13 protein-coding genes are annotated in these 20,757 nt (G+C 69.5%); 9 read left to right on the plus strand and 4 right to left on the minus strand.

Annotated elements, in window-relative coordinates; all coding sequences use genetic code 11:
• Positions 1-26 precede the first annotated feature (26 nt).
• Positions 27-2,882, minus strand: a complete 2,856-nt coding sequence (locus tag E2F49_RS04345) for a GGDEF and EAL domain-containing protein (RefSeq protein ID WP_243713425.1) — start codon at positions 2,880-2,882, stop codon at positions 27-29.
• Between the two features lie 178 nt (positions 2,883-3,060).
• Between E2F49_RS04345 and E2F49_RS04350 the strand changes: the two genes are divergently transcribed.
• Genes E2F49_RS04350 through E2F49_RS04365 form a run of 4 tightly spaced genes read left to right on the plus strand, consistent with a single transcriptional unit; the run spans position 3,061 to position 7,020 of the window.
• The gene (locus E2F49_RS04350) at positions 3,061-3,627 is read left to right on the plus strand and encodes an RNA polymerase sigma factor (protein WP_133393449.1); all 567 of its coding nucleotides are present in this window, start codon (positions 3,061-3,063) and stop codon (positions 3,625-3,627) included.
• On the plus strand, positions 3,624-4,652 hold the full coding sequence (locus E2F49_RS04355) for a hypothetical protein (protein ID WP_133392759.1): 1,029 nt from the start codon (positions 3,624-3,626) through the stop codon (positions 4,650-4,652). The genes E2F49_RS04350 and E2F49_RS04355 overlap by 4 nt, the downstream gene beginning before the upstream one ends.
• The gene (locus E2F49_RS04360; protein ID WP_133392760.1) at positions 4,652-5,242 is read left to right on the plus strand and encodes an IMPACT family protein; all 591 of its coding nucleotides are present in this window, start codon (positions 4,652-4,654) and stop codon (positions 5,240-5,242) included. Before E2F49_RS04355 ends, E2F49_RS04360 begins: the two co-directional genes overlap by 1 nt.
• Positions 5,242-7,020 carry an ABC transporter transmembrane domain-containing protein gene (locus E2F49_RS04365; RefSeq protein WP_055248368.1) on the plus strand — a complete coding sequence of 593 codons (1,779 nt, stop codon included), beginning with the start codon at positions 5,242-5,244 and terminating at the stop codon, positions 7,018-7,020. Before E2F49_RS04360 ends, E2F49_RS04365 begins: the two co-directional genes overlap by 1 nt.
• Before the next feature lie 120 nt (positions 7,021-7,140).
• Here E2F49_RS04365 and E2F49_RS04370 read toward each other — a convergent pair whose 3' ends face one another.
• From E2F49_RS04370 to E2F49_RS04380, 3 genes are all read right to left on the minus strand, one after another.
• Positions 7,141-8,373, minus strand: a complete 1,233-nt coding sequence (locus E2F49_RS04370; RefSeq protein ID WP_133392761.1) for an FAD-dependent oxidoreductase — start codon at positions 8,371-8,373, stop codon at positions 7,141-7,143.
• A 119-nt stretch (positions 8,374-8,492) separates the two neighbouring features.
• Complete coding sequence (locus tag E2F49_RS04375) at positions 8,493-11,693, minus strand: multidrug efflux RND transporter permease subunit (protein WP_133392762.1); 3,201 nt, start codon at positions 11,691-11,693, stop codon at positions 8,493-8,495.
• A 6-nt stretch (positions 11,694-11,699) separates the two neighbouring features.
• On the minus strand, positions 11,700-12,962 hold the full coding sequence (locus E2F49_RS04380; protein WP_133392763.1) for an efflux RND transporter periplasmic adaptor subunit: 1,263 nt from the start codon (positions 12,960-12,962) through the stop codon (positions 11,700-11,702).
• A 218-nt stretch (positions 12,963-13,180) separates the two neighbouring features.
• On the opposite strand from E2F49_RS04380, the gene E2F49_RS04385 reads away from it, so the two are divergent.
• The 5 genes from E2F49_RS04385 (at position 13,181) to E2F49_RS04405 (ending at position 20,739) form a co-directional block, all read left to right on the plus strand.
• Positions 13,181-13,945, plus strand: a complete 765-nt coding sequence (locus E2F49_RS04385; RefSeq protein WP_055248374.1) for a TetR/AcrR family transcriptional regulator — start codon at positions 13,181-13,183, stop codon at positions 13,943-13,945.
• A gap of 12 nt (positions 13,946-13,957) precedes the next feature.
• Entirely contained in the window at positions 13,958-15,151 is a 1,194-nt protein-coding gene (locus E2F49_RS04390) for an efflux RND transporter periplasmic adaptor subunit (RefSeq protein WP_208004802.1), read from the plus strand.
• A gap of 90 nt (positions 15,152-15,241) precedes the next feature.
• Entirely contained in the window at positions 15,242-18,421 is a 3,180-nt protein-coding gene (locus E2F49_RS04395; protein ID WP_133392765.1) for an efflux RND transporter permease subunit, read from the plus strand.
• Between the two features lie 145 nt (positions 18,422-18,566).
• Positions 18,567-19,310, plus strand: coding sequence for a response regulator transcription factor (locus E2F49_RS04400; protein ID WP_133392766.1), 744 nt, complete (start codon positions 18,567-18,569; stop codon positions 19,308-19,310).
• Entirely contained in the window at positions 19,297-20,739 is a 1,443-nt protein-coding gene (locus E2F49_RS04405; RefSeq protein ID WP_133392767.1) for an ATP-binding protein, read from the plus strand. Before E2F49_RS04400 ends, E2F49_RS04405 begins: the two co-directional genes overlap by 14 nt.
• Positions 20,740-20,757 lie beyond the last annotated feature (18 nt).

The following is a 20,757-nucleotide window of genomic DNA, read 5'->3' on the forward strand; positions in this document are numbered from 1 at the left end:
CACTCTAGCACCGTGCCGCCGGCCTCTCAGAGCGGCGCCGGACGTCCGTACAGGTAGCCCTGTCCGTAGAGGCAGCCGAGTTCGTTGAGCAGGTCGCGCTGTGCCTGCGTTTCGACACCTTCGGCGATGGTGTCGATGCCCAGCGTGCCGGCCAGCGCGAGGATCGCGCGCACCAGCGCCAGGCTCTCGGCATGCAGATCGCTGCCCAGACCCTGCACGAAACTCTGGTCGATCTTCAGCGACTGGATCGGGAACCGGTGCAGATAGGACAGCGCCGAGAAGCCCGTACCGAAGTCGTCGAGCAGCGCCAGCACGCCGCGTTCGCGCAGCAGATTGAGCATGCGCAGGGCGCGTGGCGCATCGTCGAGCAGTGCCACCTCGGTGATCTCGATGCGCAGTCGCGACGGATCGGCCCCGGCCTCGTCGACCAGCTGCATCAGACGCTCGACGAAATCGTCGGAGCGGAAGTGCCGCGGCGAGACGTTGATCGACACGTAGCCGCGCTCGAGCACATGCAGATCACGGATCACGCGGCGATACATCAGCCAGTCGACCTGCTCGATCAGACCGGTGTCTTCGCCGACGCCGATGAAATCGCCCGGCGTCAGCATTCCGTGCAGTTCGTGCCGCCAGCGCAGCAGCGCCTCGTGGCCGATGACCGCGCCGTCCGATAGGCGCACGATCGGCTGGTAGTACGGCTCGAACGCGTCCTGCAGGATCGCGCGCCGCAGGTCGGCTTCCAGATCCAGCAGTCGCGTCGCCTCGGCACGCATGGCCTCGTCGAACCGCTCGCTGCGGTCGCGGCCGCGGGCCTTGGCGCGATACATCGCCGCGTCGGCGTCGCGCAGCAGGCCATCACCGTCGGCGCCCGGATGCGACATCGCGATACCGATGCTGGCCGAGGGATACAACTCCCGTCCCGCGACCCACATCGGCCGGGCGAGCGTCGCCAGCAATGCGGCGGCCATGGTGTCGGCGACCGAGGCATCATCCACTCCGCCGAGCACCAGTGCGAATTCGTCGCCGCCCAGCCGCGCGGCCATGTCCTGTGGCCCCAGCAGCGCGGACACGCGCTGCGCGATCTCGACCAGCATCGCGTCGCCCGCCGCGTGGCCGACACTGTCGTTGACGAGCTTGAAACGGTCGAGATCGAGGAACAGCACCGCGAACGGTTCCTGCCGGCTTTCCGACGACGCCAGCGCGGCATTGAGCCGTTCCAGCAGCTGCACGCGGTTCGGCAGCCCGGTCAGCGGGTCGTGCCGCGCCTGGTGCACCAGGCGCTGCTGCGCGCGCACGCGCTCGCCGATCTGGGCGCGCAGTTCGCGGTTGGCTTCTTCCAGCTCGCGGGTGCGCGCGTCGACCCGGAATTCCAGATCCGTGTGCGCGGCCTTGAGCGCTTCCTGCGCGCGCTTGCGCTCCAGCGCGCTGTCGATGTGGTGGGCGACGAAGGTCAGCAGGGCCTGGTCGCTCTGGGCGAAACTGATCTCCGGATCGTAGCTCTGCACCGCGATCGCGCCGACCGGGCGCCCGTCGCGGCTCAGCGGCACGCCCAGCCAGCACTGCGCGTGCGTACCGCGGCTCTGCAGTTCGCCGGTGGCCTCGAGCAGCACGATGCTCTCGCGTCGTGCGAGCAGCGGTTCGCCGCTGTCGATGACGTATTCGGTCAGTCCGTTCGCGCGTTGGCGCGGGCGGCGTGCGGCATCGCGTTCGTCGACCGAGTACGGAAACTCGAGGCGCTGGCCGTCCTGGCTGAGCATCGCGATGTAGAAGTTCCGCGCGTACAGCAGTTCGCCGACGATCGCGTGCAGATCCGCGTAGAAGCGTTCCACGCTGCCGGCCGTGACCGAGAGTTCGCTGATGCGGTAGAGGGCGCGCTGGAGACGTTCGGCGCGACCGCGTTCGGCGATCTGCGCCTGCAGCACGAGGTTGGCCTCCTGCAACTCCAGCGTGCGCGAATCCACGCGCCGCTCGAGTTCGGCCTGGGCCTGCTTGCGGTCGAGCGCGGTGAGGATGTGCTGGGCCACGAACTCCAGCAGCGCCCGGTCCTCGTGGCTGTAGCGGTCCGGGCGGTCGTAGCTCTGCACCACGATCGCACCGCAGACGCGGCCGTCGCGGCGCAGCGGCACGCCGAGCCAGTCGGCACTGTCGGGGCCGTGCAGCAGTTCGCTGTCGGCCACGCCGTGTGCGCGGCGCAGCTGCGCCGACGGGCCGAGCATCGGCTGGCCTTCGCGCAGCAGCGCGATGGTCAGGCTGTTGGGCATGTCGTTGACGTGCAGCTCCTGCTCCGGATCGGCGACCCAGGGGTCGAGCGCGTCGACGAAGTAAAGGAAGCGCAAGGTCTCGCGCAGATCGTCGTACAGCACGATGTAGAAATTCTCGGCGGTCATCAGCCCGCCGACGACGCCGTGGATACGCGCCAGCACCTCGCCCATCTCCAGCGAGGACCCGGCAAGGTCGGCGATCTCGTACAGCGCCTGCTGCAGGCGTTCGGAACGTTGCAGCATGGCCACATCGTGCTCGGCGGCCATCGCGTCGAGCGCGGCGAGCAGGCCGTTCGCCGCGAGGCGCGCCCAGGCCGAGCGGATCGCATCGTCGGGTCCGCTGGCGATGGCGACCGCTGCGCAGGCGTCGCCGCGCAAGGTGCGGAACACGCGGGCGTCCGACGTGCACGCTGCCGTATCGTCGTCGCGGGCCGCAGTCGCCAGATCCAGAAGCGTGGCAGGCGCGTCCTGGGTCAGGATCGCGCCGGTGCCGCCGCGCGCGCTGCGCCACGCGATCGCCACCGCCAGCTTCACCGGCGCGGTGGAGAGGATTTCCCACGCACGCGCCGCCGCATCGGCGGGCGGCTGGGCATGGGCGTCGGGGCGCTGACGATGGGGCACGTGGTTTTGGCGGTCCGTGACTGACGGGAGGATAACCAAAACCTCACATGCAACCCGTGCGCCAAGCCCCATCCGGCGCATCCGGACGTTGGAAGCCGGCATGCACGCACAGCGCGTCCCCGCGTCACCGCCCTGCCCGGTCTTCCCGGTCACGCCTGCAGCACGTACCCTGCCGGGCATGCCCGACATCGCCAGCCAGCAGGAGCCGCCCGGCGACGATGCCCTGATGCAGGCATGGGTCGCGGGCGATGCCGCGGCGTTCGAAACGCTCTACCGGCGTCACCGCGACCGGCTCTACCGCTTTCTCGTCCGGCAGCTGCGCAATGGCGCGCTCGCCGACGAGGTGTTCCAGGACATCTGGCAGCGGGTGATCGCCGCGCGCGCCGGCTGGACGCCGGATGCACTGTTCACGACCTGGCTCTACCGCATCGCCCACAATCGCCTGGCCGACCACTGGCGCGCCGCGCAGCATCGGCCGCCACCGCCGGAAGACGCCGACCTGCGCACAGCGCGGATCGTCGATCCTGACTCGCCGGAACGCCGGCTCTCCGAGTTCGAACAGCGTCGCCAGTTGCAGCTTGCGCTGGAGACGCTGCCGCCCGAACAGCGCGAGGTCGTGCTGCTGCGGCTGGAGCAGGAACTGACACTGGAGGAGATCGGCGAGATCACCGGTGTCGGCCGTGAAACCGTGAAGTCGCGCCTGCGCTACGCGATGGACAAACTGCGCGTGCTGTTGAACCCATGAACCGAACCGACCGCGAACCGCTGACGCCCGACGAGCGCGCACTGGCCGATCTGCTGGCGCGCGACGGCGGGCAGTCGTCGCCGTCTGCGGCGCTCGATGCGGCGATCCTCGCTGCGGCGCGCGAGGCGGCGACGCCGGCCGCGCCCGCGCCGCGGGTGTCTGCACTGCAGGCACCGCCCACGCGCCGCCGCTGGCCGTTGGCGGTCGGCATCGCCGCATCGCTGGCACTGGCGGTCGGCATCGCCTGGCAGTTGCGGCCGGGTCCCGGCGACGAGGCGCCGCGCGCGCGCTCGGAGGCGGACATGGCCGCACCCGCAGCGGCACGCATGATGGACGAGGCCGCGCCCGCACCGTCGCCACACCCGGCGTCGACGCCGCTGAAGGCGCCGGCGCCGTCGCAGCCGGAGCAGATCGCATCGCCCGCCGTGCCCGCCAGCGAGGCGCCGGTCGCCGCACCTGCCACAGCGATGGATGCCGAAGAGGCCGCCTTGACGACGCGATCGCAGGACGCACGCGAGTCCCTTGCACGCGACGCCGTGCCCGCGCCGGCCCCCACGTCGGCGACACCCGCATCTGCAGGCGCCGTGTCGGCCGAGCGCCGCACCGCGCTCGGCACCCAGGCCTTCCCCGTGCCTGCACCCGCGCCTGCGACGGCGGCTGCAAGGTCGCCCGCTTCGTCCGCGCCACCGCCGGCGCCTCCCGCACCGCCGCCGGCACCGCCCTCGCCGCCCTCGCCGCCGGCCGCGTTGGCGGACACCGGCTCGCGCGTGGCCACGACACCGCACGCCCGTGCCCAGCGCGCCGAATCGCAGGCGCTGCTGATCGAATCCATCGAGGACGTTCCCGACGACATCGAACCGCCGGCCACCGTCGATGCACCGGAAGTGCGGGCGGCCTGGCTGGCCCGCGTGCGTGAGCTGCTGGATGCGGGCCGGATCGCCGAAGCCCGGGCGAGTCTGACCGAGTTCCATCGTCGCCATCCCAAGGCCGAACTGCCGCCCGATCTGCGCGCGTTGCTGGACTGATGCCGCTCGACACGTTGGCCGGGCCGGTCGATCACACGCTCGAGGTCAAGCACAGCCGCTTCATCGCGCATGCCGCGCCCGTCGACGACGCGGATGCGGCGGCCGCCTTCATGCAGCGGGTCCACGTGGCCGACGCCACCCACAACTGCTGGGCCTGGCGCATCGGCGATGCCTACCGCTCCAGCGACGACGGTGAGCCGGCCGGGACGGCCGGCCGCCCGATCCTCGCGGCGATCGACGGCCAGGGCTTCGACCGCGTCGCCGTGGTCGTGGTGCGCTGGTACGGCGGCATCAAGCTCGGTGCCGGTGGTCTCGTACGGGCCTATGGCGGCTGTGCGGCCGAATGCCTGCGCACCGCGCCGCGCCTGCCGCTGGTCGAAATGGCCACCGTTGCGCTGCATGCGCCTTTCGATGCACTGGGCAGTGTGCATGCGGCGCTGCCGGCGGCGCTCGCGATCAAGCGCGACGAAACCTTCGACGCGTCAGGCGTGCGGCTGCTGCTGGAGCTGCCGGCCGACCGCGTCGACGACTTGAAAACCCGTCTGCGCGATGCCACCCGTGACCGGGTCCGCTTCGACGACAATGGCTGATGGCATTCCGATCTCCCCGCGCCGCGCCTGACGACGGCCAACCGAAAGCGCGCATCGGCGCGCTCAAGACCTTGTGGCCGTTCGTGATGCGCCAGCGTGGCCTGTTTGCGGCCTGGCTGGTCGCGCTGGCGCTGTCGTCGGCCGCCACGTTGAGCCTGCCGGCAGCGGTCAAGCAGATGATCGACCACGGTTTCACCGGCGGCGAGCAGATCGATCGCGCGTTCGCGCTGCTGCTGGTGGTCGCGGTGGCGCTGGCGATCTTCACCGCCGCGCGCTTCTACTTCGTCTCGCTGCTCGGCGAGCGCGTCGTGGCCGATCTGCGCACGCGTCTGTACGGTCATCTGCTCGATCTCGACCAGCCGTTCTTCGAACAGACCCGCAGCGGCGATCTCGTCTCGCGCCTGAGCGCGGATACCGAGCTGCTGCGTTCGGTCGTCGGCTCCACGATGTCCGTCGCCCTGCGCAGCACGGTCATGGTGATCGGCAGCGTGGCGATGCTGGTCGTGACCAGCCCGCGGCTGGCGGCCTTCACCCTGATCGGCATCCCGCTGTTCGTGCTGCCGCTGGTGCTGGGCGGACGCAAGCTGACGAAGATCGCGCGACAGAGCCAGGACCGCGTGGCCGATGCCAATGCGCTCGCCAACGAGACGCTGGGCGCGATCCGCACCGTGCAGGCGCACGCGCGAGAGCCCTGGGAGCGCGGCCGCTTCACCGACGCCGTCGCGCAGTCGGTCGCCACCGCGCGCCGCCGCATCGGCCTGCAGTCGATCATCACCGCGGTCGCGATCACGCTGATCTTCGGCGCGGTGACTGTGGTGCTGTGGTCGGGTGCGCACGATGTCATCGACGGTCGCATGACCGCCGGCACGCTGGGCCAGTTCGTGCTGTACGCGCTGTTCGGCGCGGGCTCTGTCGGTGCGCTGGCCGAAGTGTGGAACGAGCTGCAGCGCGCCGCCGGGGGCATGGGCCGGATCGGCGAACTGCTGGTCGAACGCGCCGGCATCCGCGTGCCGGACGCGCCCGCCGCATTGCCGGCGCCGGTCCGGGGCGAGCTGCGTTTCGAGGATGTGCGCTTCCACTACCCGTCGCGCCCGGACGTCCCCGCGCTGGACCATTTCAATCTGCACGTCGCGCCCGGTGAGACCGTGGCGCTGGTCGGTCCGTCCGGCGCCGGCAAGAGCACCGTGCTGTCGCTGCTGCTGCGCTTCCACGACCCGTCTGCAGGCGCGGTCTCGCTCGACGGCGTCGACATCCGCGCCCTCGACCCGGCCACGCTGCGCGCGCAGCTCGCGCTCGTGCCGCAGGCGCCGACGATCTTCGCCACGAGCGCGCGCGAGAACATCCGCTACGGACGGCTCGAGGCGAGCGATGCCGAGATCGAAGCCGCCGCACGCGCCGCCGAGGCCGATGCCTTCATCCGCGAGCTGCCCGATGGCTACGACGCTCAGCTTGGCGAGCGTGGCGCGCGCCTGTCCGGCGGTCAGCAGCAGCGCATCGCGATCGCCCGCGCCCTGCTGCGCGACGCCCCAGTTCTTCTGCTCGACGAGGCGACGTCCGCGCTCGACGCGCAGAGCGAATATGCGGTGCAGGAAGCGTTGGCGCGTCTGATGGAAGGCCGCACCACGCTGGTCATCGCGCACCGGCTGGCGACCATCCTCAAGGCCGATCGCATCGTGGTCATGGACCGCGGCCGCATCGTCGCCCAGGGCACGCACGCCGATCTGCTCGCGCAGGGCGGGTTGTACGCGGAACTCGCGCGCTTGCAGTTCATCGACTGAGGCGTCGCCAGCCAAATTGTCTGCGATGGCCCGCTGCATGCCATCGCGTGCGGGAGCGCTTGCGCGCGATCGCAGGCAGTCGGAGCGAACACAGACTGCGCGCAATCGCGCCTCCACTCTTCAGTGCCGCGCGTGGGTCTCCATCGCCGTCACGAACGCGTCTTCCAAGGCCAAGGTCCCGAACATCCCGAGCTGCGTCCCGCTCAACACCCGCAGCATGTGTCCGCGGCCACCGGGCAACCGGCCCATCGGCTGGAAAGCGATGTCACGTGCACGCGCGACGAGATCGCGATCGGACTGGAACACCGGCGTCAGCCAGCGGCTCCAGAACTGGTACACCGCCACGTGGGTGCGACGCACGCGCGCATACGTGGCCAGCGCTTCGGACACGTCACCGGTCCGCAGCGCATCGCGGAGCGCCTCGGCATCGAGCAGCGCCATGTTGACGCCCTGCCCCAGCTGCGGACTCATCGCATGCGCAGCATCGCCCAGCAGCACCCAGCGGCCGCGGTGCCACTGCGTCAGCGTCACGTCGCGGTAGGTTGCGCGCGCAAGTTGCGCGTGGGTGGTCGTCGCGCCGAGCAGACGCGCGGCCTCGGGCCAGATCGCGGTGACCGTGTCGCGCCAGTCGTCGAGCGCGGTGGACTGCCAGCCGTCGAAGGCGGCGATCGGCAGACTCCAGAAGAAACTCAGCCGCCGCGTGTCGTCGCCCGGACGCGTGCCCACCGGCAGCAGCCCGATCATGCGGCGCGCGGCGACGTATCGTTGGCGCAGCTCGCGAACATGCCGCCAGTCGCCCGCGTCGAGCAGGCACCACAGCGCGCCCCAGGGATACACCGCATCGCGCCGCACGCCGCCGAGCCGCCCGCGCAGACGGGACGCCGCGCCATCGGCGGCCAGGACCAGATCGTAGGGGCCGTGGCGTCCACCGTCGGCGTCGCGCAGCCAGCGATCGTCGGCATCGTCGGGTCCTTCGATCGTGATGCCGGCCCGCAGACGCACGCCCGCATCCCGCGCCGCATCGAGGATCGAGAACAGCGCGCCGCGCTGCAGGCCGACGCCGTACAGGCGCGCGTCGAGTCCGGCATAGCGCATGTCCATGACCGCGCGACCGCACGGCGTTTCGCCGTACAGGCGATCGACGCGCGCGCCATGCGCCAGCACCTGCGCGAGCAGGCCCATGCGCCACAGCACCTGCAGGCCGCTGGGCTGCAGCAGGAAACCCGCGCCGACCGGGCCGGGCTCGGGCGCGCGCTCGAAGACGTCGATGCGGTGGCCATCGCGTGCCAGCAGGACCGCGGCGGCCTGTCCGGCCGTGCCGTAGCCGACGATGGCGATACGCAGTGACGTCATGGGAACTCCGTGGCGGGCCGACAGCATATCCGGCCCTCGCCGCACAGCCGCGGGCGCGCCTGCAAAGACGAAGGCCGCCCTTGCGGGGCGGCCTTCGTCGGTTCGACACGCGACGGGCGTCAGTGCGCCGGGCGTGTGTCGTCCGCGTCGTCCAGCGGACGTTCGCGTTCGCGCGATGCCTCCAGGCGCGGATCGGGCTGGTCGAGTTTGTCGCCCAGTACGCGGCGCACGATGATGAAGAACACCGGGATCATCAGCAGGCCGAGGAAGGTCGCGAACAGCATGCCGCCGATCACGCCGGTGGCCAGCGCGTGACGGGCACTGGAACCGGCGCCGCTCGACAGCGCCATCGGCGTGACGCCCATGATGAAGGCGAACGAGGTCATCAGGATCGGGCGGAAACGCAGGTTCGCCGCTTCCACCGTCGCATCGCGCAGCGTCTTGCCTTCCCGGTACTGCTGCACGGCGAACTCGACGATCAGGATCGCGTTCTTCGCGGCCAGGCCAATCACCGTGACCATGCCGATCTTGAAGAAGATGTCGTTCGACAGGCCCGGACGCAGCATCGTGAAGACCACCGCGCCGAGGATGCCCAGCGGCACCACCAGCAACACAGCGACCGGAATCGACCAGCTCTCGTAGAGCGCGGCCAGACACAGGAACACCACCACCACCGACAGCAGCAACAGCAGCGTCGCCGTGTTGCCCGCGATGATCTCCTGGTAGGACATGCCCGCCCAGTCGTAGCCGAAGCCTTCGGGCAGCTCGTTCTCGACGATCTCCTCCATTGCGGCCATCGCTTCACCGGTACTGCGACCGGGCGCCTGCGAGCCGACAATGTTGATCGCCGAATAGCCGTTGTAGCGCGTCAGCGACGGCGTGCTGGCGCCCCACTCCGGCTTGACCACCGTGCTCAGCGGAATCATCGTCGGCGTGCCGTCGGCATTGGTCGACATGGTGCTCGGCGTGTAGAAGCGGCCGATCGACCCCGGGTCGGTGCGGTACTGCGCATCGGCCTGCATGTTGACGCGCTTGATGCGGCCGTCGGACACGTAGTCGTTGACGTAGACCGGTGCCAGCATCAGCTGGATGGCGCCGTAGATGTCGTTCACCGACAGGCCCATCGACTGCGCCTGGATGCGATCCACGTTCAGGCGCAGCTGCGGCGCGTCTTCAAGAGTGTTCGGACGCACGCCCTGCAGCACGTCGGTCCGCTGCGCCGCCGCGCCCAGCAGCTGGTTGCGCGCCTGCTGCAGAGCCGCGTTGCCGGCACCGGTGCGGTCCTGCAGGTACATGTCGAAGCCGCCGAACTGGCCCAGACCCTGCACCGTGGGCAGGTTCACGACGAAGATCGTTGCGTCCTTGACGCCCTGCAATGCGCCGTTGGCCTCGCCGAGGAAGCCGTTGATGTCGACGTCGCGCTCGTCCCAGTCCTTGAGCTTGATGAAGCCCATGCCGACGTTCTCGCCCTGGCCGACGAAGCTGAAGCCCGCGACCTGCAGCATCGCCTCATAGGACGGGTTCTGCTCCAGGCGTGCGCGCACGTCCTCGAACACCGCGTTGGTGCGCTGCAGGGTCGAGCCCGGCGGCAGCTGCACGATCGCCAGCGCATATCCCTGGTCCTCCTCGGGCACGAAGCTCGACGGCAGACGGATGTAGAGGAAGGCGCAGACCACGCACAGCACCACGAACACCGCCATCCAGCGCGGCGCATGACGCACGGCGCTGCCGATGTGGCCGACGTAGGTGCGGTTGACGCGGTCGTAGTACTTGTTGAACGTGCGGACGACGACGTTGTCCTTGCGCTCGCCCGGCGGTGCGTGCTGCTTGAGGAAGGTCGCGCACAGCGCCGGCGTGAAGCCCAGCGCGAGGAACGCCGAGAAGCCCATCGCGACCGCGATCGTGATCGCGAACTGCTTGTAGATCTCGCCCGAGGCGCCGCCCTGCAGCGCGCTGGGGATGAACACCGCGGCCAGCACGACGGTGATCGCGACGACGGCGCCGGTGATCTGGTCCATCGCCTTCATCGTCGCCTCGCGCGGCGGCAGATGCTCCTCGGCCATGATGCGTTCGACGTTCTCGATCACCACGATCGCATCGTCGACCACGATGCCGATCGCCAGCACCATCGCAAACAAGGTCAGCTGGTTGATCGTGTAGCCGAGCATGCTCAGGCCCAGGAAGGTGCCCAGCAGTGCGATCGGAATCACCAGCGTCGGGATGATCGTCGCGCGCAGGTTCTGCAGGAACAGCAGCATCACCAGAAACACGAGGATCACCGCCTCGATCAGGGTCTTGATGACCTCCTTGATCGACAGCGTCACGAAGGTGGTGGTGTCGTAGGGCTTGAACCACTCGATGCCCTGCGGGAACGAGGGCTGCAGTTCGTCCATGCGCGCCTCGACCGCGCTGGCCACCGTCAGCGCGTTGGCGCCGGGCAGCAGCTGGATCGCAAACGCACCGGTCGGCTGACCGTTGTACTTGGTGTCGAAACCGTAGCCCGAGGCGCCGATCGCCACGCGGGCGACATCCTTCAGGCGCACCGTGGCGCCGTCGTTGTCGGCACGCAGGATGATGTTCTCGAACTGCTCGGGCGTGCTGAAGCGGCCTTCCGCCGAGACCGTGGCGGTGAAGCCCTGGCCTTCCGGCGCGGGATCGGAGCCGACCGAACCCGCGGCGAACTGCACGTTCTGCCCGCGCACCGCGGCCATGACCTGGGTGGCCGACATGCCATAACCCTGCAGCTGGTCCGGGTTGAGCCAGATGTTCATGGCGTACTCGGAACCGAACTGCTGGGTGCTGCCAACGCCCGGCACGCGGGCAATCTGCTCGAGCACGCGCGAACCGATGAGGTCGTTGAGCTGGTTGCGGGTGACCGTCGGGTCGCTCGAACGCAGGCCCACGACCATCAGGAAGCCGGCGTTGGCCTTGGCCACGACGACGCCCTGCTGGACCACTTCACTGGGCAGGCGCGGCGTCGCGAGCGAGACCTTGTTCTGCACCTGCACCTGGGCGATGTCGGCATCAGTGCCGGTCTCGAAGGTCAGCGTGACACTGGCGCGACCGGACGAACTCGAGGTCGAACTGAAGTACAGCAGGTTGTCGATACCGGTCAGCTGCTGCTCGATGACCTGTGTGACCGCGCGTTCGGTGGTGTCGGCGCTGGCGCCGGGATAGGTCGCCGAGACGGTGACCTGCGGCGGTGCGACGCTCGGATACGACTCCACGCCCATGTTCAGCAGCGAGATCACGCCCGCCAGCGAAATGAGGATGGAGACGACCCAGGCGAAGACCGGGTGGTTGATGAAGAACTTGGGCATGGCGGATCAGTCCTGCGCGTCGTTCGCAGCGGGCGCCTGGCCGGCGGCATCCTGCGGCGCCGCGGGCGCGTCTTCGGTCGTTGCCGGCGCGGCCGCGTCACCTGCGGGCGCGCTGCCAGTGCCGGCGGGCGCTGCACCCGGGGCGGCACCCGGTGCGGCCTGGGCCTGTTCCGGCGACCAGGGCTTGGGCGAGACCACCGCGTCGGGACGCGCCTTCGGCACGCCGCTCACGATGACGCGGTCGCCGGCTGCGAGGCCTTCGGTGATCACCCACTGGCCATCCTGCGCGCGATCGGTGCGGACCGGCTTGCGGACCACCTTGTCGCCCTCGCCGGCCACCAGCACGTAGGCGGTGTTGGCGTCGCGCAGCACCGCGGCCTGCGGCACCAGGAACACGCCGTTCTGCTGGCCCATGTTGGCGCGCAGGGTCACGTAAACACCGGGCAGCAGGCGGCGATCGGGATTGGGCAGCGTCGCGCGCAGCTGGACCGCGCCGGAGGACGGATCGACGACGTCGCCCGAGAAATCGAGCGTCGCCAGCTGGTCGTGCACCGTGCCGTCGGCCAGCACGATCTCGACCTGGCCGCTGCCCGCGCCGCGGTCGAGCGGCATCGAACGGATGCGGTTGAAGTCGCCGGCGCTCATCGAGAAGTTGATGTACAGCGGGTCGATCTGGTCGACCGTGGTCAGCAGCGTGGAATCACCCTGGCCGACCAGCGCGCCCTCGGTGACCTGCTGCTTGCCGGCGCGGCCGGAGATCGGCGCACGCACGGTGGCGTAGCCGAGATTGATCTGCGCGGTCTGGGTGGACGCGCGCGCAGCCTGCAGGGCGGCCTCGGCGCTGCGCTCGGCGGCGATCGCGTTGTCCAGATCGGACTTGGAGATGAAGTTGGTCGGCGCCAGCTGCCGCGCGCGATCGGCTGCGGTCTTGGAGTTCGCGTAATTGGCCTGCGCCTGCGCCTGTGCGCCCTGGGCGGTGCCCAGCGCGGCCTGCAGCTGGGCCGGATCGATGCGGAACAGCACGTCGCCTTCCTGGACGTCGCTGCCCTCCTGGTAGACGCGGCGCTCGAGCACGCCCGGCACGCGGGCGCGCACGTCGGCGCTGCGGAACGGTGCGAGGCGGCCCACGAGCTCCTGCTCCAGCGCGACGCTGGTCGGCTGGACGGTCAGCACGCCCACCTCGGGCGGCGGAGGCGGCGCCTGCTCCTCTTGTTGACCGCAGGCGGAAAGCGCCGCGGCGAGCACGGCAATGGAGAGGAGTCGGCGCATGGGGAGGACCTGGGGGAGAGGTGGGACGGGATTTACTATACCGGCCAGTATAGCTAATTCAGCTTGCGCTTCGCACCGTGACGGAAGTCATTGGCGGGTGACCGCGCGCGATGCTGCGTTGCATCCGGTGCGTGGCCGGTGAAAACGAATCTTGCTCACGTCGTGAACCGGGTTCATACTCCGCGCCGCCCGACACCCCGCGTTCAGCCATGCCTCCGATGCCCACCGCCCTCGCCCGTCGCCAGCGCGAAGTCGCCGCGCGCGAGGGCGTGTTTCTCGACACGGCGCAGGCGCAGATCCAGCGCGACGGCCTGCTGTCGCTGCAGATGGCGCGCGTGGCCGAGGAATGCGGCTACGCGATCGGCACGCTGTACAAGCACTTCGCCAGCAAGGAAGACCTGCTGGTCGCGCTGGCCACGCGCAACAGCTTCAGCCGTGTCGAACTGTTCGAACGCGCCGCGAAGTGGAACGGCCCGACCCGCGAGCGCATGCTCGCCGTGGTGCTGGCCGATCTGCTGATCCTGCGCGAGCAGCCCGAGCACTTCCGTCTGGCGCAGTTCGTCTGGACCGACGTGGTCTGGGGCGCGGCGTCGGACGAGAGCCGGCGCCGTGCGCTGGCCGCGTGCGAACCCTTGGCAGGCCTGATCGACGGCATCGTCGCCGAGGGCCGCGCACGCGGCGAACTGCCGGGCAACGCGCTGACGATCGAGGCGCTGACGATGGGGCCGTGGGCGATGACAGTGGGCATGCATTCGCTGGTGCAGCAGCAGGGCCTGATCGACACCGCGCTGACCGGCGATCCCTACCGGCTGCTGATCCGGCAGCTGCAGTACCTGTTCAACGGCTACGGCTGGCAGCCGCTGGTCGATGCCGGCGACGACGCCGTGCTCGACGCGCTGATCGCCCGCGTGAGCCGCGATGTGTTCGATACCGACTGGTCCAGCATCGTGCCCGACCTGCCGCCCTCCCTTCCCATCTCCTGACGGAACCGACCCATGTCCCGCACAGAAGCCCCGCGCAAACCACGTCCGCGCTTGCGCATGATCCTCATGCTGATCGCCGTTGCCGTCGTCTTCGGCGGCGTGTTCCTGGCCAAGGCCCTGATGGGCAAGGGCATGAACGATTTCTTCGACAACATGCCGCAGCCGCCGGTCGCGATCACCACCTTCGATGCCGTGCAGCAGTCGTGGTCGACACCGCTCGAGGCGGTGGGCACGCTGGTCGCCGTCAACGGCACTGACGTCACCACCGAAGCCGGTGGCGTGGTGCGCAGGCTGTCGTTCGAACCGGGCCAGCCGGTCAAGGCTGGCACGGTGCTGGTGGAACTCAATACCGACAACGAACTCGCGGTGCTGCGCGCCAGCGAGGCCGCGGCCAAGCTCGCGGTTGTGCAGCGCGACCGCTGGCGCGAACTGGGCGAGACCCAGCTGGTGTCGAAGGCCGAGGTCGAGGAACGCGCGACGCAGGCGGCGACGTCGCTGGCCGAGGTCGAAGCGCAGCGTGCGCTGATCGCGCAGAAGACCATCCGCGCACCGTTCGACGGTGTGCTGGGCATCCGCAAGGTCAATCTGGGCCAGTACGTGTCGCCGGGTACGGCGATCGTGGGCCTGCAGCAGCTCGATCCGATCTTCGTCGACTTCGCCCTGCCCGAGCAGCAGCTGCCGCTGGTCCGCGAAGGCGCCACGCTACAGGCCGTCGTCGATGCGCTGCCGGGCGAGCGGTTCGAGGGCACGATCACCGCGATCGAGCCGTCGGTCGACGCCGGCACGCGCAACTTCATGGTCCAGGCGACGCTGTCCAACCCCGACGGCAAGCTGCGCCCAGGCGCATTCGCGCGCGTGGGCCTGGCCGTCGGCGGCGAGCAGAACGTGGTGGTGATTCCGCAGACCGCGGTGACCTTCAATCCCTACGGCAACGCGGTCTACGTGGTGTCCGAGAAGCCTGCCGATCCCGACGCGCCCAAGGCCGAAGGCGATGCGGCGCAGCAGGGCCCGACGCTGATCGTGCGCCAGCGCTTCGTGACCACCGGCGCGACCCGCGGCGACCTGATCGCGGTCACCGACGGTCTCAAGCCCGGCGAGCGCGTCGCGACCAGCGGCCTGCTGAAGCTGCGCAACGACGCGGTGGTGACGATCAACAATCGCGTGCAGCCGAGCGCGGACGCCGCGCCGACGCCCGAGAACCGCTGATCGCGCGCCCCGCCACCTGATCGACGTGTCCGGGCGTCCCGCGCCCGCCCCGCTCCCTGACCCGCGCGACACCGCGCGGGGGAGACCGAGATGAAATTCACCGACATCTTCATCCGCAAACCGGTGCTGGCGATGGTCGTCAGCCTCTTCATCCTGCTGTTCGGCCTGCGCGCGTTCTCCGAGCTCAACGTGCGCCAGTACCCCGAGCTGCAGAATGCGGTCGTCAACATCAGCACGACCTATTTCGGCGCCGACGCCGACCTGATCCAGGGCTTCATCACCACGCCGCTGGAACGCGAGGTCGCCAGCGCCGAGGGCATCGACTATCTGACATCGACCAGCTCCGCCGGTGTCAGCGTGATCCAGGCCTACATCCGCCTGGACTACGACCCGAACGAGGCGCTCACGCAGATCGCGGCCAAGGTCAACAAGCTGCGCAGCGAACTGCCGGCCGAGTCGGAGGACCCGGTCATCGACCTGCAGCAGGGCCAGCAGGTGGCGGCGATGTACGTGTCCTTCGCCAGTGACCAGCTCAACGACAACCAGATCACCGACTACCTCACGCGCGCGGTCGAGCCGAAGATCGCCACGATTCCGGGCGTGCAGCGCGCCGAGATCATGGGCCCGGGTTCGTTCGCGATGCGCGTGTGGCTCAAGCCCGACCGCATGACCGCGCTCGGCGTGACCGCCAGCGACGTCTACACCGCACTGCAGTCCAACAATGTGCTGTCCGCGCTGGGTTCGACCAAGGGCCAGATGGTGTCGGTGGACCTGACCGCGCGCACCGACCTGCGCACGCCCGAGGAATTCCGTGCGCTAGTGGTGCGCGAGGCCGACGGCGCGATCGTGCGGCTGGGCGACATCGCCGACGTGCAGCTGGGCTCGGAGAACTACAACTCCTCGGTGCGCATCAACGGCGCCGCGGCGACCTTCATGGGCATCTACGTCTCGCCGGACGCGAACGCGCTCGACGTGATTGCCGACGTACGCCGCGCCTGGGACACCGAGATCGTGCCGCAGCTGCCCGAAGGCATCGAGGCGACGATTCCCTACGACAGCACCGAATCGATCCAGGACGGCATCAACGAGGTCATCCGCACGATCATCGAGGCGGTGATCATCGTGATCGTGGTGATCTACCTGTTCCTGGGCTCGTTCCGCAGCGTGCTGATTCCCGCGGTCACCGTGCCGCTGTCGCTGGTCGGCGCGCTGTTCCTGATGCTGCTGATGGGCTTCACGATCAACCTGCTGACGTTGCTGGCGATGGTGCTGGCGATCGGCATCGTGGTCGACGACGCGATCATCGTGCTGGAGAACATCCACCGTCACATCGAAGAAGGCATGTCGCCGTTCGATGCGTCGATCCGCGGGTCGCGCGAACTGGCCTGGCCGGTGGTCGCGATGACCACGACGCTGATCGCGGTGTATCTGCCGATCGGCTTCCAGGGCGGCCTGACCGGCGTGCTGTTCACCGAGTTCGCGTTCACGCTGGCCGGCGCCGTGTTCCTGTCGGGCATCATCGCGCTGACGCTGACACCGATGATGTGCGCCAAGATCCTCAAGCCGCACGGCGAGAGCAGCAAGAGCCGGCTGGAGAAGTGGCTCGACCGGAAGTTCGAGTCGGTCGAGCGCGGTTACCAGCGCAGGCTGCACGGCGCGCTGCAGACGCGCAGCGTGATCCTGGTGTTCGGCGCGATCGTGCTGGTGTCGTGCGTGTTCCTCTACGTCGGCGCACCCAAGGAACCCGCGCCGCCGGAGGACGAGGGCTTCGTGTTCGCGATCGGCAGCGCCGACGCGGCCAGCACGCTCGATTACGTGGAGTCCTACACCGAGGAAATGACCGCGGTGGTCAAGGAAATCCCCGAGATCAACGACTTCTTCCTGTTCAACGGCGGCTTTGGTGGCATGGGCGGCAGCAACAGCGCGATGGGCGGCTTCGTGATGAAGCCCTGGAGCCAGCGCGAGCGCTCGACCAACCAGATCCTGCAGCAGGACCTGCAGCCCAAGCTGGCCGAGATCACCGGTCTGAACATCTTCGCGCTGGTGCCGCCGTCGTTGCCGTCGGCCGGTGGCGATGGTGGTGGCGAGTTCCTGATCGGCGGTATCGGCTCGCTCGAGCAGTTGTCGGAGATCGCCGATGAAGTGGTGTCGCGTGCGCAGGCGAGCAGCCGCTTCATCTTCCTCGACAAGGATCTCAAGATCGACAAACCGCGCGTGGAGGTGCAGATCGACCGCGACAAGGCGGCGTTGCTCGGCATCGACATGCGCACGCTGGCGGCCGACATGAGCGCGCTGCTGGCCGGCGGTTACGTCAACCGCTTCGCGATGCAGAACCGGTCGTATCGCGTGATTCCGCAGGTGCAGCGCAGCGACCGGCTCAACGCCGAGCAGCTGGGCAACTACTACACCCGCACCCGCGACGGCGAGCTGATTCCGCTGTCGACGGTGGTGAGCTTCAAGGAAAGTGCGCAGCCGCAATCGCTCAAGCGCTTCCAGCAGCTCAACGCGGTGGGCGTCACCTTCGCGCCGCGCCCCGGCGTGACCAAGGGCGAGGCGATCCGGGTGCTCGACGAGATCGCCGCCGAGGTGCTGCCGCAGGGTTACAGCGTCGACTACGCCGGCGAGTCGCGGCAGTTCAAGCAGGAAGGCACCACGATGCTGATCACGCTGGCCTTCGCGCTGGTGATCATCTTCCTGGTGCTGGCCGCGCAGTTCGAGAGCTTCCGCGATGCGGTGATCATGCTGGCGACGGTGCCGATGGCGATCAGCGGTGCGCTGCTGGTGCTCAATGCGCTGGCCTTGCTGGCCGGCATCCTGCAGTTCGCGGGCATCGAGGCCTTCCCCGGCATGTCGATCAACATCTACACCCAGGTTGGACTGGTGACACTGGTCGGCGTGATCTCCAAGCACGGCATCCTGATCGTGGAGTTCGCCAACAAGCTGCAGATCAACGAAGGCGTGTCGAAGGCCGAGGCCATCGAACGCGCCGCGGCGATCCGCCTGCGCCCGGTACTGATGACGACCGCGGCGCTGGTGTTCGCGATGGTGCCACTGCTGATCGCCAGCGGTCCGGGCGCGGCGGCGCGCTTCTCGATGGGTCTGGTGATCGCGGCCGGGATGTCGATCGGCACGGCGTTCACGCTGTTCGTGCTGCCGGCGTTCTATCTGCTGCTGGCCCGCGACCACAGCCATGACCGCGACGCGGTCGAGGCGCGCGACGCCGATCGCCGCGACGACGCCGATCCGGCACCGGTGCCGCAGGGACACTGATCCGGGTGTCGACGAGGACGGGCGGGCGCGGCGACGTGTCCGCCCGTTCCGTTTCCGCCGCCACGTGCAACGCGTCGGCGGTATGTGGACCCATCGGATGGTGGCCTTCTGGGATCATGGGCGTTTCCCCGCCCGCCCCGTGTCCATGCCGCCGTCGCTCCGCGCACCGAAACCGCAGCCGCCGCACGTCCTGATCGTCGACGACGATCCGGAGATCCGCGGTCTGCTCGCGGACTATCTCGAATCGGCCGGCCTGCGTGCGAGCACCGCCGCCGATGGTGACGCGATGTGGACGCGGCTTGGCCTGTCGCCGGTCGATCTGGTCGTCCTCGACGTGATGCTTCCGGGCGTCGACGGCCTGGCGCTGTGCCGCCAGCTGCGGCGTGACAGCCAGGTGCCGGTGGTCATGCTGACCGCGCGCGGCCAGGCGACCGACCGTATCGCCGGCCTGGAGATCGGCGCCGACGACTACATGGCCAAGCCCTTCGAGCCGCGCGAACTGCTGGCGCGCATCCGTGGCGTCCTGCGGCGCAGTGCCGGCGGCGAACCCCGCGGTTCGGTGCCCGCGCGGCAGTTCCGTTTCGCCGGCTGGACGCTCGACACCGTCACCCGGCAGATGCGCGCGCCCGACGGCCGCATCGTCAGCCTCGGCGGCGCCGACTATCGGCTGCTGCGGGTGCTGCTGCAGTCGCCGAATCGGCCGATCGACCGCGACACCCTGATCGACCATGTCTACGGCCGCGACCGCGCGCCGGTCGACCGCGCGATCGACGTCTGCGTCAGCCGCCTGCGCCAGCACCTGGGCGACGATGCGCGGAAGCCGATGCTGATCCGCACGATGCGCAACGAAGGCTATCTGCTGTCGGCCGACGTCGATGGCGGCGACTGAGCCGGTCACACGCCGGCGCTGGCGCGGTCCGCGCACGCTGTTCGGGCGGCTGGTGCTGGCGCTGGTCGGCGGCATGCTGCTGGCGCAACTGCTGACCGGCACCATCTGGTTCGACGTCCGCTACGACCAGGTCAACGAAGTGCCGGCGCGCGTGGCCGGCGTCGAGATCGGGCGCTGGCTGGCAGGCGTCGAAGCGGCACCTCGCGATGGCGATCCGCCGGACACGATCCGTCCCGGCTTCGAGGTGCAGCGCATCGCGGTGCCCGCCGCGTCGCGGCAGACGTTCCGTGACGCGACCATCGAGAGTCTGCTGGCCGATGCGGTGGCGGTGCAGCTCGGCGCGCCACGGCCACTGCATCTGCAGCAGATCACGCTCTACGACGACCGCGGACGGGCGGCCACGGGCGCGGCCGTGTTCGGTGCGCGCATGCCCGAAGCGCGGTACCGGCTGCAAGTCGCCGACGCGCGCGGGCAGTGGTGGCAGGTGTCGATCCGCAGCGGCCAGGCCGGCATGCGCCTGCAGTCGACGCGTGCGACCTTCGAGTACGTGCTGCGGATCTACGGCCTACGCATGGGCCTGATCCTGCTGCTGTCGCTGCTGGTGGTGCATTGGCTGGTGCGACCGCTGCGCCGCCTCGCGGATGCGGCGCAGGCACTGGGACGCGACGTCAACAGCCCGCCGCTCGACACGCGCGGCCCGCGCGAAGTGCAGCGCGCCGCCAAGGCCTTCAACCGCATGCAGGCCGCATTGCGCGCCGAGTTCGCCAGCCGCGAACAATTGCTCGCCGCGGTTTCGCACGACCTGCGCTCGCCGCTGACCCGGCTGCGCCTGCGCACCGAGCGCATCGAGGACGCGGACCTGCGTCAACGGTTCCAGGGCGATGTCGCGCACATGCAGGCGATCACCGAATCGATCCTCGACTATTTCCAGGGCCGCGCCGGCGCGCCTGCGCTGGAGCCGATGGATCTGGACGCGCTGATGGAGGCGGTCGCCGCCGACCTCGCCGAGACCGATGCCGACGTGCGCATCGCCGGTCGCATCGGCGTCCCGGTGCCGGCCTGGCCGGCCAGCCTGCGCCGGGCGATGACCAATCTGGTGGAGAACGCCGTGCGTTACGGCCTGCGCGCGCGCGTGGACCTGTCGGTGCGCGCCGGCCGGGCCTGCATCGAGATCGACGACGACGGCCCCGGCATTCCCGACGACGCGCTGTCGCGCGTGCGCGAACCCTTCGTGCGCCTCGACAGCGCACGCGCGTCCGGTGATGGCATCGGCATGGGCCTGAGCATCGCCGACGCGGTGGTGCAGGCCCACGGCGGACATCTGCGACTGGAAAACCGCATCGCGCGCGATGGCCGCATCGAAGGCCTGCACGTCAGCATCGAACTGCCGATGTCGGCGGGCGGCACTCCGCGTTCGCAGGATGGATAGCGCACAGCGACACCCGTC

Origin of the sequence: Luteimonas terrae (assembly GCF_004358165.1) — a bacterium.
GTDB lineage: Bacteria > Pseudomonadota > Gammaproteobacteria > Xanthomonadales > Xanthomonadaceae > Luteimonas > Luteimonas terrae.

What these genes read in the sequence shown, in the direction of transcription:
- E2F49_RS04355 (WP_133392759.1), top strand. Translation starts at nt 3,624, where the DNA reads ATGAACCGAACCGACCGCGAACCGCTGACGCCCGACGAGCGCGCACTG.
- E2F49_RS04380 (WP_133392763.1), bottom strand. Translation starts at nt 12,962, where the DNA reads ATGCGCCGACTCCTCTCCATTGCCGTGCTCGCCGCGGCGCTTTCCGCC.
- E2F49_RS04405 (WP_133392767.1), top strand. Translation starts at nt 19,297, where the DNA reads ATGGCGGCGACTGAGCCGGTCACACGCCGGCGCTGGCGCGGTCCGCGC.
- E2F49_RS04395 (WP_133392765.1), top strand. Translation starts at nt 15,242, where the DNA reads ATGAAATTCACCGACATCTTCATCCGCAAACCGGTGCTGGCGATGGTC.
- E2F49_RS04400 (WP_133392766.1), top strand. Translation starts at nt 18,567, where the DNA reads ATGCCGCCGTCGCTCCGCGCACCGAAACCGCAGCCGCCGCACGTCCTG.
- E2F49_RS04350 (WP_133393449.1), top strand. Translation starts at nt 3,061, where the DNA reads ATGCCCGACATCGCCAGCCAGCAGGAGCCGCCCGGCGACGATGCCCTG.
- E2F49_RS04365 (WP_055248368.1), top strand. Translation starts at nt 5,242, where the DNA reads ATGGCATTCCGATCTCCCCGCGCCGCGCCTGACGACGGCCAACCGAAA.
- E2F49_RS04385 (WP_055248374.1), top strand. Translation starts at nt 13,181, where the DNA reads ATGCCCACCGCCCTCGCCCGTCGCCAGCGCGAAGTCGCCGCGCGCGAG.
- E2F49_RS04375 (WP_133392762.1), bottom strand. Translation starts at nt 11,693, where the DNA reads ATGCCCAAGTTCTTCATCAACCACCCGGTCTTCGCCTGGGTCGTCTCC.
- E2F49_RS04370 (WP_133392761.1), bottom strand. Translation starts at nt 8,373, where the DNA reads ATGACGTCACTGCGTATCGCCATCGTCGGCTACGGCACGGCCGGACAG.
- E2F49_RS04360 (WP_133392760.1), top strand. Translation starts at nt 4,652, where the DNA reads ATGCCGCTCGACACGTTGGCCGGGCCGGTCGATCACACGCTCGAGGTC.
- E2F49_RS04390 (WP_208004802.1), top strand. Translation starts at nt 13,958, where the DNA reads ATGTCCCGCACAGAAGCCCCGCGCAAACCACGTCCGCGCTTGCGCATG.